Raw genomic sequence first — 15,639 nt, 5'->3', positions numbered from 1 at the left:
GACTCCTTCGTTAGTCTTTCTTCGCGTCCACCGTGATCCCGCCCAACACGATGGCGAGGTACTGCTGACCCACTTGCTCGGCGGTGAGCGGTCCGCCGGGCTGATACCAGCGCACCGACACCCAGGTGGTGTCCCGGATGAATCGGTAGACGAGGTCGACGTCGAGGTCGGGCCGGAAGTAGCCCTCGTCGACGCCCTGGTTGAGCACCTCGAGCCACATCTTGCGTTGCTGGCGGTTCATGTCCTCGATGTAGGAGAACCGCGGCTGCGACAGCAGCCGTTTGGCCTCGTCCTGATAGATGACGACCTGCGCGTGCCGGTGCTCGATCGCCTCGAACGACGCCATGAACAGGCCCTTGAGCCGCTCCAGCGGGTTACTCTCGCTGTCGATGATTTCGCGATAGCGGGCGAACAACCAGTCCAGGAAGCTGCGCAGCACCTCGTCGACCATCTCCTCCTTGGAGGAGAAGTGGTGATACAGGCTGCCGGACAGGATCCCGGCGCTGTCGGCGATGTCGCGCACCGTGGTGGCACGCAATCCGCGCTCGGCGAACATGGCCGCGGCCAGCTCCAGCAACTCGTCTCGCCGGCTGTTGGCCGGACCGGTCACTCGGTCCACCCGGACAGGGTATCAACCAAGCGCTTGCTTGGCCAGCGGGAGGGACGCCGGTCCCGGCTGACCACGCCGGCTCACGGATGCTGGCTGGACACCGAGATGACCTCGCCGGTCAGGTAGCTGGAGTAGTCGCTGGCCAAAAACGCGATGGTGGCCGCGACCTCCCAGGGCTCGGCGGCGCGACCGAACGCCTCACCGGCCGAGAGCCGGTCGAGCAGGTCGGCCGACGACGTCTTCTCCAGGAACTTGTGCCGGGCGATGCTCGGCGACACCGCGTTGATCCGCACGTCGTACTCGGCGGCTTCGATTGCGCTGCACCGGGTCAACGCCATCACCCCGGCCTTGGCGGCGGCGTAGTGCGACTGGGAGTGCTGCGCCCGCCAGCCCAGCACGCTGGCGTTGTTGACGATCACCCCGCCGTGCGGCGCGTCGCGGAAGTAGCGCAGCGCGGCACGGGTGGCGCGGAAAACCGAGGTCAGGGTGACATCGAGCACCCGGTCCCACTCGTCGTCGGTCATGTCGACCACCGGGGTCTGCCCGCCCAGCCCGGCGTTGTTGACCAGCACGTCGATGCGCCCCATCCGCGCGTGGGCCGACGCGAACAGCGCATCGACCTGGGCGGTGGACGTCACGTCGCACAGCACGCTTTCCACCCGGCCCTGGCCGAGCGCCGCGAGCTGGTCGGCGGTCTCGCCCAGCCGACGCTCGTGGTGGTCGGAGATCACCACGTCGGCGCCCTCGGCGAGCGCTCGTTTGGCCGTCGCCGAGCCGATACCCGTGCCGGCCGCCGCGGTGACGATCACCACCTTGCCTTCCAGAAGCCCGTGTCCCGCAATCTCTTTCGGAGCTTCGGACAGGCTCATCCCTTTACCTCCCGGGGCAGGCCGAGCACCCGCTCGGCGATGATGTTGCGCTGGATCTCGTTGGAGCCGCCGTAGATGGTGTCGGCGCGGGTGAACAGGAACAACCGCTGCCACTCGTCGAATTCGCCGTCGGGCATGGTCATGCCGGGCTTGCCGATGACGTCCATGGCCAGCTCGCCGAGAGCCCGATGCCAGTTGGCCCACAACAACTTCGACACGTTGTCCTGCCCGGGCTGCTCGACGTCCATGGTGGCCAGGGCATACGACCGCATCGCGCGCAGCCCGGTCCAGGCGCGGGTCAGCCGCTCCCGGATGAACGGGTCGTCGGCGGCGCCGTTGCGCCGCGCGAGCTCGGCAAGGTTGGAAAGCTCACGCGCGTAACGGATCTGCTGCCCGAGCGTGGACACGCCGCGCTCGAAGGTCAGCGTTCCCATGGCGACCCGCCACCCGTCGCCGGGCTGGCCGACCACCATCGACGCGTCGGTGCGGGCGTCGTCGAAGAACACCTCATTGAACTCCGCGGTGCCGGTGATCTGCACGATGGGCCGGATCTGCACCCCCGGCTGGTCCAGCGGCACCAGCAGATACGACAGCCCGGCGTGCCGCTTGGAGCCCTTCTCGGTGCGCGCGACCACGAAGCACCACTGCGACAGGTGCGCCAGCGAGGTCCACACCTTCTGGCCGTTGATCACCCACTGGTCGCCGTCCAGTTCGGCGGTGGTCGACACGTTGGCCAGGTCGCTGCCGGCGCCGGGCTCGGAATACCCCTGGCACCACAGCTCGGTGACGTCGAGGATGCGGGGCAGGAAGCGCTGCTGCTGCTCGGGGGTGCCGAACGCGATCAACGTGGGGCCGAGCAGCTCCTCGCCGAAGTGGTTGACCTTGTCCGGCGCGTCGGCGCGGGCGTACTCCTCGTAGAAGGCCACCCGGTGCGCGGTGGACAGCCCGCGCCCGCCGTGCTCGACCGGCCAGCCCAGGCAGGTCAGCCCGGCCTTGGCCAGGTGCTGGTTCCAGGCCCGGCGTTCCTCGAAGGCCTCGTGCTCGCGGCCGGGGCCGCCGAGGCCCTTCAGAGCGGCGAATTCGCCGACCAGATTGTCGGCGAGCCAAGAGCGGACCTCGGCCCGGAACTCCTCGACGTCCTGCATGCCTTGTAGGCTAACCTACCAAGCACTTGCTTTGTTACAGGCATTCGAGGAGCGCCGCCGTGACCACCGATCCCCGCACCGTGCCCGCGGCGCTGGATCGTCTCGCGCGCCGGCTGCCCGATCACGACGCCCTGATCACCGAGGACCGATCCTTCACGGCCGCCGCCCTGCGCGACGAGGTGCACCGGGCTGCCGCGGCCCTGATCGAGCTGGGGGTGCGGGCCGGCGACCGGGTGGCGATCTGGTCGCCCAACACCTGGCACTGGGTGGTGGCCTGCCTGGCGATCCACCACGCCGGGGCGGCCATGGTCCCGCTGAACACCCGCTACACCGCCGCGGAGGCCGGCGACATCCTGGCCCGCGTCGGCGCGCCGGTGCTGTTCGGCATGGGCAGGTTCCTCGGCCACGACCGCCTGGCCGACCTGGATCGCGCCGCGCTGCCCGCGCTGCGCCACATCGTGCGGATACCGATCGAAACCGACGATCCCGTTCCGGGCAGCTGGGACGAATTCATCGCGCACGGAACGGATCTCGGCGCGGTGGCCGAGCGCGCGGCCGCCGTGACGTCCGACGACGTCAGCGACATCCTGTTCACCTCGGGCACCACCGGCCGCAGCAAGGGCGTGCTGTGCGCGCACCGGCAGTCGCTGTCGGCGTCGGCGTCCTGGGCGGCCAACGGCAAGATCACCAGCGACGACCGCTACCTGTGCATCAACCCGTTCTTCCACAACTTCGGCTACAAGGCCGGCATCCTGGCCTGCCTGCAGACCGGCGCCACGCTGATCCCGCACCTGACGTTCGACCCGCTGCGCGCGCTGCAAGCGATCGAGCAGCACCGCATCACCGTATTGCCCGGTCCCCCAACGATTTACCAGACCCTGCTGGACCATCCGGCCCGCCGCGATTACGACCTGAGCTCGCTGCGCTTCGCGGTGACCGGCGCGGCCACCGTACCCGTCGTGCTGGTCGAGCGGATGCAGTCCGAGCTCGACATCGACATCGTGCTGACCGCCTACGGGCTGACCGAGGCCAACGGGATGGGCACCATGTGCCGCGCCGACGACGACGCGGTCACCGTGGCCACCACCTGCGGGCGCCCGTTCGCCGACTTCGAGCTGCGCATCGACGATTCCGGTGAGGTGCTGCTGCGCGGGCCCAACGTGATGCTGGGCTATCTCGACGACCCGGACGCGACGGCGGCGGCCATCGACGCCGACGGGTGGCTGCACACCGGCGACATCGGCGTTCTCGACGAGGCCGGCAACCTGCGCATCACCGACCGGTTGAAAGACATGTACATCTGCGGCGGATTCAACGTCTACCCCGCCGAGGTGGAGCAGGTGCTGGCCCGGATGGAGGGCGTGGCCGACGCCGCGGTGATCGGCGTTCCCGACGAGCGGCTCGGCGAGGTGGGCCGCGCGTTCGTGGTCCCCCGCCCCGGGGCTCAACTCGACGAGCAATCCGTGATCGCTTACACCCGTGATCATTTGGCGAATTTCAAGGCACCCCGGTCGGTGCGGTTCGTCGACGCGTTGCCGCGCAATTCCGGCGGCAAGGTGGTCAAACCACAACTGCGAGAGCTGGACTGATGGATCTTGATCTGGACGAGGGCACCCTGGCGTTTCGGGACGAGGTGCGGCAATTCCTGTCGGCCAACGCCGAGGCGATCCCAACGAAGTCGTATGACAACGCCGAAGGCTTTGAGCAGCACCGGCGTTGGGACCGGGTGCTCTACGACGCCGGGCTGTCGGTGATCACCTGGCCGAAGAAGTACGGCGGCCGGGACGCGCCGCTGCTGCACTGGGTGGTGTTCGAAGAGGAGTACTTCCGCGCCGGGGCGCCCGGCCGGGCCAGCGCCAACGGCACCTCGATGCTGGCCCCGACGCTGTTCGCGCACGGCACCGAGGAGCAACGCGACCGCATCCTGCCGAAAATGGCCAGCGGCGAAGAGATCTGGGCGCAGGCGTGGTCGGAGCCCGAGTCCGGCAGCGACCTGGCGTCACTGCGGTCCACCGCGACACCGACCGACGGCGGCTGGCTGCTGAACGGACAGAAGATCTGGAGCTCGCGGGCGCCGTTCGCCGAGCGGGGCTTCGGGCTGTTCCGGTCCGACCCCAGCGCCGAGCGGCACCATGGCCTGACCTATTTCATGTTCGACCTGAAGGCCGAGGGCGTCACGGTGCGGCCCATCGTCCAGTTGGGCGGCGACACCGGGTTCGGTGAGATCTTCCTCGACGACGTCTTCGTGCCCGACCGGGATGTGATCGGCACCCCGCACCAGGGCTGGCGGGCGGCGATGAGCACGTCGAGCAACGAACGCGGCATGTCGCTGCGCAGCCCGGCCCGTTTCCTGGCCACCGCCGAGCGGGTGGTGCGGCTGTGGCAGGACCGCGGGTCACCGGCCGAGTTCGCCGACCGCGTCGCCGACGGCTGGATCAAGGCGCAGGCCTACCGGCTGCAGACCTTCGGCACGGTGACCCGGCTGGCCGCCGGCGGTGAGCTGGGCGCCGAATCGTCGGTGACCAAAGTGTTCTGGTCGGACCTCGACGTCGAATTGCACCAGACCGCCCTGGACATCCTGGCCGCCGACGGCGAACTCGCCGGCCCGTGGACCGAGGGGCTGCTGTTCGCTCTGGGCGGCCCGATCTACGCCGGCACCAACGAGATTCAGCGCAACATCATCTCCGAGCGGTTACTGGGGCTGCCGCGCGAGAAGTCCGGGAGCAAGAAGTGAAATTCGCGCTAGACGAACAGCAGCGGGACTTCGCGGCCAGCATCGACGCCGCGCTCGGCGCGGCCGACCTGCCCGCGGCGGTGCGCGCCTGGGCGGTGGGCGACACCGCGCCCGGCCGCAAGGTGTGGGAGCAGCTGGCCAACCTCGGCGTCACCGCGCTGGCGGTGCCGGAGAAATTCGACGGCATCGAGGCCGAGCCGATCGATCTGGTGGTGGCCATCGAGCGGCTCGGGCGCTGGTGTGTGCCCGGCCCGGTGGTCGAATCCATCGCCGTGGCACCGGTATTGCTGGCCGGCGACGAGCACGCCGAACGCTGCGCCGCTCTGGCCTCCGGTGAGCTCATCGCCACCGTGGCGCTGCCGCCGCAGGTGCCGCGGGCCGTCGACGCCGAGGAGGCCGGGCTGGTACTGCTCGCCGACCAGGACGGGGTGGCCGAGGCCGCCGCGGGCCGGCAGCACGCGTCCGTCGACCCCAGCCGCCGGCTCTACGACGTAGAGCCGACCGGCGACCGCTGGCAGGCGGACGTCGGGCGCGGCTACGAATTCGGCGCGCTGGCCACCGCTGCCCAGCTGGTCGGTGCGGCCGAGGCGCTGCGCGACGCGGCGGTCGACTACGCCAAGCAGCGCACCCAGTTCGGCCGCGTGATCGGCTCGTACCAGGCGATCAAACACAAGCTGGCCGACGTGCACATCGCGATCGAACTGGCCCGGCCGCTGGTGTACGGCGCGGCCCTGACGCTGCAACCGCGGGACGTCAGCGCGGCCAAGGCGGCGGCGTCCGACGCGGCCCTGCTGGCGGCGCGCTCGGCGCTGCAGACCCACGGCGCGATCGGTTTCACCCAGGAACACGACCTGTCGCTGTTGCTGTTGCGGGTGCAGGCGGTGCGGTCGGCGTGGGGTCCGCCGCAGGTTCACCGGCGGCGAGTGCTGGAGGCGCTATGAGTGCGATCAGTGAAGAACGGCAGATGCTGCGCGAGACCGTCGCCGCGCTGGTGGCCAAGCACGCCGGTCCGGCGGCGGTGCGCACGGCGATGGAGTCCGAGCGCGGTTACGACGAATCGCTGTGGCGGCTGCTGTGCGAGCAGGTCGGCGCCGCGGCGCTGGTGATCCCCGAGGAGTTGGGCGGCGCCGGCGGTGAATTGGCCGACGCGGCAACGGTTTTGCAGGAGCTGGGCCGCGCCCTGGTGCCCTCCCCGCTGCTGGGTACCACGCTGGCCGAGCTGGCGCTGCTCGGCGCCGCCGAGCCCGACACCGCCGCGCTGCAGGCCCTGGCCGAGGGCAGCGCGATCGGCGCGCTGGTGCTCGACCCCGACTACGTGGTCAACGGGGACATCGCCGACGTGGTCATCGGCGTCGAGGACGGCCGGCTGAGCCGCTGGACCGGCGTCACCGCGCAACCCGTGACCACCATGGACCCGACCCGGCGGCTGGCGCGGGTCCGGGCGCAGCAGACCGAGCCGATCGGCACCGACCCGGGCCTGGCGGACACCGCGGCCGTCCTGCTGGCCGCCGAGCAGATCGGCGCCGCCGAGCAGTGTCTGGCGCGTACCGTCGAATACGCCAAGGACAGAGTGCAATTCGGCCGGCCGATCGGCAGCTTCCAGGCGCTCAAGCACCGGATGGCCGACCTCTACGTCACCGTCGCCGCGGCCAAGGCCGTGGTCGACGAGGCCTGCCTGGATCCCTCGCCCACCAACGCCGCCACCGCCCGGCTGGCCGCCACCGAGGCGCTGAATGTCGTGGCCGCCGAGGGCATCCAGTTGCACGGCGGCATCGCGATCACCTGGGAGCACGACATGCACCTGTACTTCAAACGCGCACACGGCAGCGCGCATCTGCTCGACACGCCGCAACAGCTGCTCACTCGGCTCGAACCGGAGGTGCTCGCGACACCGTGACCGACCGCGTCTCGCTGCGCGCCGGCATCCCGCCGTTCTACGTGATGGATGTCTGGCTGGCGGCCGCCGAAAGGCAGCGCAGCCACGGCGATTTGGTCAACCTGTCGGCGGGCCAGCCCAGCGTGGGCGCACCCGAGCCGGTGCGCGCGGCCGCGGCGGCGGCCGTGCATTCCAACGAGCTGGGCTACTCGGTGTCGCTGGGCACGCCGGAGCTGCGGGCCGCGATCGCCGCGGACTACCGGCGCCAGCACGGGCTGGAGGTGGAGCCCGACGCGGTGGTGATCACCACCGGCTCCTCCGGCGGGTTCCTGCTGACGTTCCTGGCCTGCTTCGACGTCGGCGACCGGGTGGCGGTGGCCAGCCCCGGCTACCCGTGCTACCGAAACATCTTGTCGGCGTTGGGATGTGAGGTGGTGGAGATCCCCTGCGGGCCGCAGACCCGGTTCCAGCCCACCGCGGCGATGCTCGCCGAACTCGACCCGCCGGTGCAGGGCGTCATCGTGGCGAGCCCGGCCAACCCCACAGGAACCGTGATCGCGCCGGAGGAGTTGGCCGCCATCGCGTCCTGGTGCGAGGCGTCCGGGGCCCGCCTCGTCAGCGACGAGGTCTACCACGGCCTGGTCTACGAGGGGGCGCCACCCACCAGCTGCGCGTGGCAGACCTCGCGGAATGCCGTGGTGGTCAACAGCTTTTCGAAGTACTACGCGATGACCGGCTGGCGGCTGGGCTGGCTGCTGGTGCCGGTCGAACTGCGCCGCGCGGTGGAATGCCTGACCGGCAACTTCACCATCTGCCCGCCCGTGCTGTCGCAGCTGGCCGCGGTGGCCGCCTTCACCCCCGAGGCCACCGCCGAGGCCGACGGCCACCTGCACCACTACGCCAAGAACCGCGCGCTGCTGCTGGACGGCCTGCGCGGCATCGGCATCACCCGCCTGGCCCCCACCGACGGCGCCTTCTACGTGTACGCCGACGTCTCGGACTTCACCGACAACTCCATGGAGTTCTGCTCGAAGTTGTTGGAGCAGACCGGCGTTGCCATCGCACCCGGGATCGACTTCGACACCACACGGGGCAACTCGTTCGTCCGGCTGTCCTTCGCCGGCCCCACCACCGACATCGAGGAGGCGGTGCGACGGCTGGGCTCGTGGCTGCGCGCCCGCTAGCCAAATCCCGCCCTCAGGCGTCCAGCACCTGCTCGATGCGCGCCAGCAGCGCGCCGCGCTGGCCGATCCCGTCCACGTCGATGCCGAACCGCTCCCCGAGCACGTCGAGCACCGCGTCCGCGTCGTCGAGGCGGATCTTCTCGCTGCCCTGCGCGCGGTGCACGGTCAGCTCGCGCCCGGCCAGATTCCACCGGGCGTCGGCGGTGGTCAGCGCTACCATCAGCCCGGTGACGAACATCGACGACGGGTGGGTGGAGACGTACCAGCTGCCCACCAGCAGGTCGATCTGCGGCACGGTGCGGGTGCCGAACACGTACAGCGGCTGCCATTCATCGCGCACCAGGGCCTGCAGCACCAGGCCCTCGCCGCGGTCATCGAGCCGGTAGGGCTCGTGGGTGGTCTGCTGGGAGTTGCCGGTCTCGAAACGGATGGGCGAGGGCAACGTCTGACCACCGAAGCCGACGTCGACCAGGTAGGCGCCCTGCGAGCCCGGGAACGTCACCGCCAACACCGTGTGCGTCTGGGCGCGCGGCGGCGTGTCGGGCGGCTGCATCCACACCACCCGGCCGGCCAATCGGCGCACCCGGAAACCGATTTCGGCCAGCGCGTAGCCCAGCAGGCCGTTCTGCTCGTAGCAGTAGCCGCCGCGGCGCCGGTGGACCAGCTTGTCGGTCAGCGCCGCCGGGCTCAGGTCGTCGACCGGCACCCCCATCAGCGGGTCGAGGTTCTCGAACGGGATCGACCCGGTGTGCGCGGCCATCAGGGCCCGCAGCACCTCGAGGTTGGGCGCGGCCTTGCCGCCGTAACCGATGCGGTCGAAATACGCGCCCAGATCCAGCGTCATGCCACCATTGTCCGCGCCCGGCGCGTTACAGCCAGGTGTCCTGGGTGGTGGTGGTCAAAAACGCCTCCAGGTCGTCGCGCCACTGCGCCGGGGTCGTCTTGTCCGGCTCGATCCCGGTGTATTCCCCGCGATAGAACAGCAGCGGCCGCGGCTTGATCTTCGGTGCTTCCGAAAGGGATTGGACCGCACCGAACACCACGAAGTGATCGCCCCCCTCGTGCACCGAGGCCACGGTGCAGTCGATGTGGGCCAGCGCCCCGTCGATGATCGGCGAGCCGAGTTCGGAGGGATGCCAGTCGATGCCGGCGAACTTGTCGGGTTCCTTGGAACCGAACCGCGCCGAGACGTGCTTCTGCTTCTCGGTCAGCACGTTGACGCAGAATCGGCCGGTGGCCTCGATGGCCTTCCAGGACCGCGACACCTTGGTGGGGCAGAACAGCACCAGCGGCGGGTCCAGCGACAGCGCCGCGAAGGACTGGCAGGCGAAGCCGACGGGCACCTCGTCGTGCACCGTGGTGATGATGGTGATGCCCGTACAGAACTGGCCCAGCACCTGCCGGAAGGTCCGCGGATCGATCGGCGCAGCCATGGTCAGCCGCGCATGCCGACCGTGAAGTCGTGGCCCCACAGGCTGACCGCCGTGCTTTCCCGGGCGACCCAGTCGTCGTCTTCGACTTGCCTTCCCTCGCAACCGAATTCGACGTCGAAGCCGCCCGGCGTCTTCATGTAGAAGGACAGCATCAGGTCGTTGACGTGCCGGCCCAGGGTGGCCGACATGGGCACCTTGCGGCGCAGCGCCCGGTCCAGGCACAGCCCCACGTCGTCGGCGTTCTCCACCTCGAGCATCAGGTGCACGATTCCGCTCGGCGTGGGCAGCGGCAGGAACGCCAGGCTGTGGTGGCGCGGGTTGCAGCCGAAGAAGCGCAACCAGGCGGGCGCGCCGTCGGCGGGCCGGCCGACCACCTGCGGCGGCATCCGCATCGAGTCGCGCAGCTTGAACCCCAGCACGTCGCGGTAGAAGTGCAGCGACTCCTCGTCGTCCCGGGTGGACAGCACCACGTGCCCCAGGCCCTGCTCGCCGGTGACGAACTTGTGCCCGTACGGGCTGACCACCCGGCGGTGTTCGAGGGCCACCCCGTGGAACACCTCCAGGCAGTTGCCCGACGGGTCGGAGAACCGGATCATCTCGACCACCCGGCGGTCGGCCAGCTGCGCGGCGGTGGCCTCCTTGTACGGGACGCCCTCCATGTCGAGCCGATCCCGGATCTCTTGCAGGCCTTCGGCATTCGCGCATTCCCAGCCGGCCTCCAGCAGGTGGTCGCGCTCGCCGGGCACGATCACCAGCCGGGCCGGGAAATCGTCCATCCGCAGATACAGGGCGCCTTCGGTGTCGCCCTTGCCCTCGACCATGCCGAGAACCTTCAGGCCGTAGTCGCGCCAGGCCGCCATGTCGGTGGCCTCGATGCGCAGATAGCCCAGCGACCTGATGGCTCCGTTGCTCATCACGCACCTCCCAGGAAATCGATGGTGAGCTTGTTGAACTCGTCGAATTTCTCCACCTGCGCCCAGTGCCCACACTGCCCGAACACGTGAAGCTGGGCGCGGGCAATCGTTTTCAGCGCGACCAGCGCGCCATCGAGCGGGTTGACCCGGTCCTCGCGACCCCAGATCAGCAGCACCGGTTGGCGCAGCCGGTGCACCTCGCGCCACATCATGCCCAGCTCGAAGTCGGCCCCCGCGAACGACATTCCCATCGCCCGGGTGGCCGCCAGCGATTCCGGCGTGCTGGCCAGCGCGAACCGCTCGTCGATCAATTCGTCGGTGATCAGCTTCTGGTCGTAGACCATCACCCGCAGGAACGCCTCGAGGTTTTCCCGCGTCGGCTCGGCGGAGAACTTTCCCAGCCGTTTGACGCCCTCGGTGGGGTCGGGCGCGAACAGGTTGATGCTCAACCCGCCGGGGCCCATCAGTACCAGCCGCCCGGCCTTGTCCGGGTAGTCCAGGGCGAACCGCACCGCGGTGCCCCCGCCCAGCGAATTGCCCACCAGCGGAACGCGTCCCAGCTCCAGCTGCTCGAACAGCCCGTTGAGCGCCCGGGCGGCGTAGCGGTTGAACTGTCCGTGCTCGGCGCGCTTGTCGGACAGGCCGTAGCCGGGCTGGTCGACGGCCAGCACGTGGAAGTGCCGGGCCAGCACCGGGATGTTGCGGCCGAAGTTGGTCCAGCTGGCCGCGCCCGGGCCGCCGCCGTGCAGCAACACCACCGTGCGCCCGGTGCCCTTGAAGGACAAACCGGCCTCGTGGTAGTGCAGCTTGAGCGGCCCGTCGACGTCGACTTCGGCGAAGCGCGAGGTCGACTCGAACGTCAACTCCTCGGTCGCGGTCATACCATCGTGTCGCCCGGCGGCAACCCGAACTCGTGGTTTCCGAAGATCTGGTAGGCCCGCTCGGGGTCGTTGGCCGCGTGCACCCGGCCGGCGTGCGCGTCACGCCAGAAGCGTTGCACCGGTTGGTCATTGGCCAACGCGGTGGCCCCCGAAGCCTCGAACAGCCGGTCGATGGAGGCGATCGCGCGCCCGGTGGCGCGCACCTGGTCGCGGCGGGCCCTGGCGCGCAGTTCGAACGGGATCTCCTTGCCGGCGGACAGCAGCGCGTACTCGTCGGCCACGTTGCCGGACAGCTGGCGCCACGCCGCGTCGATGTCGCTGGCCGCCTCGGCGATGCGGACCTTGGCGAACGGGTCGTCCTTGGCCTTCTCGCCGGCGAACGCCGCGCGCACCCGCTTGCCCTGATGCTCGACGTGGGCGGCGTACGCCCCGTATGCCATGCCGACGATGGGCGCCGAGATGGTGGTGGGATGCATTGTGCCCCAAGGCATCTTGTATACCGGCGCGGTGTTGGTCTCATAGCCGCCGGCGGTGCCGTCGTTCATCGCCTTGTAGGACAGGAACCGGTGCCGCGGCACGAACACATCCTTGACGACGACGGTGTTGCTGCCGGTGCCGCGCAGGCCGACCACGTGCCACACGTCGTCGATGCGGTACTCGCTGCGCGGGATCAGGAAGCTGCCGAAGTCGACCGGGCGGCCGTCCTTGATCACCGGGCCGCCGAGGAACGCCCAGGTGGCGTGGTCGCAGCCGGAGGACCAGTTCCACGAACCGTTGACCAGGTAGCCGCCGTCGGTCACCACGCCCGCGCCCATCGGCGCATACGACGAGGAGATCCGCACGTTGGGGTCCTCGCCCCAGACCTCCTCCTGGGCCTGCTGGTCGAACAGGGCCAGGTGCCAGTTGTGCACGCCGATGATCGAGCTCACCCAGCCGGTGGAACCGCACGCGCTGGCCAGCCGGCGGACCGCCTCGTAGAACAGCGTGGGGTCGCACTGCAGCCCACCCCACTGCTCGGGCTGCAGCAGGGTGAAGAACCCGACGTCCTGAAGGTCGGCTACGGTCTCGTCGGGCAGCCGGCGCAGATCCTCCGTGGCCTGAGCGCGCTCCCGAATCCGCGGAAGCAGATCGTCGATGCCCGCCAAGACGGACTGGGCATCACGCTGTTGAATGGACGTCACTAGGTTTGCCTTCCTGGGCCAAACTTACTCAGCGGACTTACCCCAGAGACTAGAACACGTTCCGATTCGTGTCGAGCAGGGTATTCCTGCGGCTGGTAGCGATACGAATCCGCTTTTCTGTAACATGTTCTAGTTGCCCGTGGCGATCGCAAGAGCGGCGGAGCCGGTCGCAGCGGGTCGACACGTTTTGCCACGAAAGGAAGGGACGGGCCTTGACCGAGGCTGATTCGGCCCAAGCACTCGACGAGCCGCTCGGTGACCACGTCCTCGAACTGCAGATCGCCGAGGTCATCGCCGAGACCGACGACGCGCGGTCGCTGGTGTTCGCGGTGCCGGACGACGACGGAGACCCCGACATCCCGCCCGAGCGGCTGCGCTACGCCCCGGGCCAGTTCTTGACGCTGCGGGTGCCCAGCGAACGCACCGGATCGGTGGCGCGCTGCTATTCGCTGTGCAGCTCACCGTTCACCGACGACGCGCTGACCGTGACGGTCAAGCGGACCGCGGACGGCTACGCGTCCAACTGGCTGTGCGACAACGCGCGCCCGGGGATGCGGATCCACGTGCTGGCGCCGTCGGGCAACTTCGTGCCCAAGACGCTGGGCGACGACTTCCTGTTGATGGCCGCGGGCAGCGGGATCACCCCGATCATGTCGATCGCCAAGTCGGCGCTGTCGGAGGGCAGCGGGCGGGTGACTCTGCTCTACGCCAACCGCGACGAGCGTTCGGTGATCTTCGCCGACGCGCTGCGCGAGCTGTCCGCCAAATATCCCGACCGGCTCACCGTGCTGCACTGGCTGGAATCGCTGCAGGGCCTGCCCAGCGTGACCGCGCTGGCCCAGCTGGCCGCCCCCTACACCGACCGGCCGGTCTACATCTGCGGCCCGGGCGCCTTCATGGACTCGGCGCGTGAGGCCCTGGAAACGCTGAAAGTGCCTGCGGCGCAAATACATATCGAGGTGTTCAAGTCGCTGGACTCCGACCCGTTCGCGGCGGTCAAGATCGAGGACACCGCCGAGGGCGATGAGCCGCCGGCCACCGCGGTGGTGGAGCTCGACGGGGAAACCCACACCGTGTCGTGGCCGCGCAACGCCAAGCTGCTCGACGTGCTGCTGGCCAAGGGCCTCGATGCGCCGTTCTCCTGCCGCGAGGGCCACTGCGGCGCGTGTGCCTGCACCCTGCGCAAGGGCCAGGTCAGCATGGAGGTCAACGACGTGCTCGAGCAGCAGGACCTGGACGAGGGCCTGATCCTGGCCTGTCAATCTCACCCGGAATCTGATTCGGTGGAAGTCACCTACGACGACTAGTCGCGGGTTAAGTTCACCGGTGGGATCACAGGGAAGGGAAGCAGCGATGATGCGGCTGGTGTCGGGCTTCGCGGTGGCGGCGGCGCTGCCGATGTTTCTGCCCGCCGGGGTGTGCGCCGCCGCCAGCAACACCGCTACCACGCTGTTCCCGCTGGACGGTCCCAACCAGCTGGAGACCCGGGCCCTGCTCAACTGCTTCAAGTCCGACGGCCACTGCGATTTCACCGCCGGGGCGGACATGCTCACCCCCGACGGTGTGACCGGCTTCCCGCCCGGCCTGTGGGCCCGGCAAACCAGCGAGATCCGGTCCTCCAACCGGCTGGCCTACCTCGACGCGCACGCCGACGGCCAGTACGAGCGGGTGCACAAGTCGATGGGATCCGACGAGATCACCACCATCTACATGGGCGAGGGCCCGCCGGACAAGTACGAAACCCATGGCCGCATCGACTCCACCGACTGGCAGACCGGCCAGCCCAAGACCGACAACAACGTCATCCTGTGCACCCACATCCAGGTGGTCTACTCCGGGGTCAACATCACCTCGCCCAGCACCTGCGCGGTGACCACCTTCTCGTGACCTATTCCGGGTAGACGCCGGTTTCGAGGTCGTCCAGCAGGCCGGGGCCGACGGGCTGCCACCCGAAGCGCCGCTGGGTGAGCGCGCTGGACGAGGGCTGGTCGACGGCGAAGACTTGGCCGAGCGGACCGAAGGCGTCGGCCGGGGCGGACTCGACGGGCACGCCGAGCCGGCGGCCGATCACCTCGGCGATCGCGCGCAGCGGAACGCCCTCGTCCCCCACCGCGTGCAGCACCGAGCCGGCTGGGGCCTGCTCGAGGGCGAGCCGGAACAACGCCGCGGCGTCGTCGCGATGCACTGCCGGCCAGCGTTGGGTGCCGTCGCCGGCGAAGGACGACACGCCGCGCTGCCGGGCGAGCTGGATCAGGATGCCGGCCAGGCCGTAGCGGCCGCCGGCATCGTGCACCGCGCGCGGCAGCCGCACCACGGCCGAGCGGACACCGCGCCCGGCCAGCTCGACGACGGCCTGGCCGGTGCGGCCGCGCCCGGCCAGCGGCCCGTCGGCGATGAAGGGGTCGTCCTCGGTGCTCACCGATCCGGGCCGGGCCGGGGTCCCGCTGGCCAGCACCAGCGGTTTGCCGGTGTCGGCGAGCGCGGCCCCCAGCGCGTCGATCGCGCGGGCCTCGTCGGCGATCGCGTCCCCGACGTCGCTGAAGTCGTGTGAGAAGGCCAGGTAGGCGACGCCGTCGGTGTCGACGGCCGCCTTCTGTAGGACGTCGAGGTCGGCGATGTCGCCGCGCAGCGGTTCGGCGCCGAGTCCGCTGACGGTTGCGGCCGAAGCCTCGGAGCGGGCCAGGCCGATGACGTGATGACCGGCGGCGAGCAATTCTTTGACGACGGCCGAGCCGATTCCTCCGCTGGCGCCGGTGACGAGTACGCGCACGAGCTGCTCCTTCGAGTGATGAGACAATGGTCCCATCACCCT

General features: G+C 69.7%; 16 protein-coding genes. 7 read left to right on the top strand and 9 right to left on the bottom strand.

The features are described 5' to 3' along the window. Nucleotides 1–10: 10 nt before the first annotated feature. From kstR2 to ipdE1, 3 genes are all read right to left on the bottom strand, one after another. Nucleotides 11–619, bottom strand: a complete 609-nt coding sequence (gene kstR2 / locus NF20_RS01235) for a TetR family transcriptional regulator KstR2 (protein ID WP_010948879.1) — start codon at nucleotides 617–619, stop codon at nucleotides 11–13. 71 nt (nucleotides 620–690) lie between these two features. Next, a complete protein-coding gene (gene ipdF / locus NF20_RS01230; RefSeq protein ID WP_003875665.1) occupies nucleotides 691–1,479 on the bottom strand; it encodes a (5R,7aS)-5-hydroxy-7a-methyl-1-oxo-2,3,5,6,7,7a-hexahydro-1H-indene-carboxyl-CoA reductase in 789 nt (262 codons plus the stop codon). After that, nucleotides 1,476–2,624 (bottom strand): acyl-CoA dehydrogenase IpdE1, encoded by a 1,149-nt coding sequence (gene ipdE1, locus NF20_RS01225; protein ID WP_003875664.1) that lies wholly within the window; start codon nucleotides 2,622–2,624, stop codon nucleotides 1,476–1,478. The genes ipdF and ipdE1 overlap by 4 nt, the downstream gene beginning before the upstream one ends. A 59-nt stretch (nucleotides 2,625–2,683) precedes the next feature. Here ipdE1 and fadD3 point away from each other — a divergent pair, with 59 nt between their 5' ends. From fadD3 to NF20_RS01200, 5 genes are read left to right on the top strand one after another with little or no spacing between them, the layout of a single operon-like run. After that, nucleotides 2,684–4,213: a 3-((3aS,4S,7aS)-7a-methyl-1,5-dioxo-octahydro-1H-inden-4-yl)propanoate--CoA ligase FadD3 gene (gene fadD3 / locus NF20_RS01220; protein ID WP_011723664.1), complete on the top strand. Its 1,530-nt coding sequence runs from the start codon at nucleotides 2,684–2,686 to the stop codon at nucleotides 4,211–4,213. Next, entirely contained in the window at nucleotides 4,213–5,358 is a 1,146-nt protein-coding gene (locus NF20_RS01215) for an acyl-CoA dehydrogenase family protein (RefSeq protein ID WP_003875662.1), read from the top strand. Before fadD3 ends, NF20_RS01215 begins: the two co-directional genes overlap by 1 nt. Then, nucleotides 5,355–6,299 carry an acyl-CoA dehydrogenase family protein gene (locus tag NF20_RS01210; RefSeq protein ID WP_009974779.1) on the top strand — a complete coding sequence of 315 codons (945 nt, stop codon included), beginning with the start codon at nucleotides 5,355–5,357 and terminating at the stop codon, nucleotides 6,297–6,299. Before NF20_RS01215 ends, NF20_RS01210 begins: the two co-directional genes overlap by 4 nt. Then, complete coding sequence (locus NF20_RS01205; protein WP_009974778.1) at nucleotides 6,296–7,255, top strand: acyl-CoA dehydrogenase family protein; 960 nt, start codon at nucleotides 6,296–6,298, stop codon at nucleotides 7,253–7,255. Before NF20_RS01210 ends, NF20_RS01205 begins: the two co-directional genes overlap by 4 nt. Continuing rightward, entirely contained in the window at nucleotides 7,252–8,418 is a 1,167-nt protein-coding gene (locus tag NF20_RS01200; protein WP_009974777.1) for a pyridoxal phosphate-dependent aminotransferase, read from the top strand. Before NF20_RS01205 ends, NF20_RS01200 begins: the two co-directional genes overlap by 4 nt. 13 nt (nucleotides 8,419–8,431) lie before the next feature. On the opposite strand, the gene NF20_RS01195 is transcribed toward NF20_RS01200, so the two are convergent. The 5 genes from NF20_RS01195 to hsaA are packed head-to-tail and all read right to left on the bottom strand — an operon-like array spanning nucleotide 8,432 to nucleotide 12,827. Then, complete coding sequence (locus tag NF20_RS01195) at nucleotides 8,432–9,262, bottom strand: arylamine N-acetyltransferase family protein (RefSeq protein WP_011723663.1); 831 nt, start codon at nucleotides 9,260–9,262, stop codon at nucleotides 8,432–8,434. 25 nt (nucleotides 9,263–9,287) lie between these two features. Beyond that, nucleotides 9,288–9,851 (bottom strand): 3-hydroxy-9,10-secoandrosta-1,3,5(10)-triene-9,17-dione monooxygenase reductase subunit, encoded by a 564-nt coding sequence (hsaB, locus tag NF20_RS01190; protein ID WP_003875657.1) that lies wholly within the window; start codon nucleotides 9,849–9,851, stop codon nucleotides 9,288–9,290. 2 nt (nucleotides 9,852–9,853) lie between these two features. After that, nucleotides 9,854–10,765, bottom strand: coding sequence for an iron-dependent extradiol dioxygenase HsaC (hsaC, locus tag NF20_RS01185; protein ID WP_003877120.1), 912 nt, complete (start codon nucleotides 10,763–10,765; stop codon nucleotides 9,854–9,856). Continuing rightward, nucleotides 10,765–11,646, bottom strand: coding sequence for a 4,5:9,10-diseco-3-hydroxy-5,9,17-trioxoandrosta-1(10),2-diene-4-oate hydrolase (hsaD, locus tag NF20_RS01180; protein ID WP_003875655.1), 882 nt, complete (start codon nucleotides 11,644–11,646; stop codon nucleotides 10,765–10,767). The genes hsaC and hsaD overlap by 1 nt, the downstream gene beginning before the upstream one ends. Continuing rightward, nucleotides 11,643–12,827 (bottom strand): 3-hydroxy-9,10-secoandrosta-1,3,5(10)-triene-9,17-dione monooxygenase oxygenase subunit, encoded by a 1,185-nt coding sequence (gene hsaA / locus NF20_RS01175; RefSeq protein ID WP_011723662.1) that lies wholly within the window; start codon nucleotides 12,825–12,827, stop codon nucleotides 11,643–11,645. Before hsaA ends, hsaD begins: the two co-directional genes overlap by 4 nt. A gap of 212 nt (nucleotides 12,828–13,039) precedes the next feature. Here hsaA and NF20_RS01170 point away from each other — a divergent pair, with 212 nt between their 5' ends. Together NF20_RS01170 and NF20_RS01165 are read left to right on the top strand one after the other, a co-directional pair. Continuing rightward, entirely contained in the window at nucleotides 13,040–14,134 is a 1,095-nt protein-coding gene (locus NF20_RS01170) for a ferredoxin--NADP reductase (protein WP_011723661.1), read from the top strand. A gap of 46 nt (nucleotides 14,135–14,180) precedes the next feature. After that, entirely contained in the window at nucleotides 14,181–14,714 is a 534-nt protein-coding gene (locus NF20_RS01165) for a hypothetical protein (RefSeq protein WP_011723660.1), read from the top strand. Between the two features lies 1 nt (nucleotide 14,715). Here NF20_RS01165 and NF20_RS01160 read toward each other — a convergent pair whose 3' ends face one another. Next, on the bottom strand, nucleotides 14,716–15,597 hold the full coding sequence (locus NF20_RS01160; RefSeq protein WP_011723659.1) for an SDR family oxidoreductase: 882 nt from the start codon (nucleotides 15,595–15,597) through the stop codon (nucleotides 14,716–14,718). Nucleotides 15,598–15,639: the final 42 nt, after the last annotated feature.

The organism is Mycobacterium sp. MAC_080597_8934 (assembly GCF_000523975.1).
Taxonomy (GTDB): Bacteria; Actinomycetota; Actinomycetes; order Mycobacteriales; family Mycobacteriaceae; genus Mycobacterium; species Mycobacterium avium.
The sequence above is the reverse complement of the archived record's forward strand: the minus strand, read 5'-3'. Positions and strand labels throughout refer to the sequence as shown.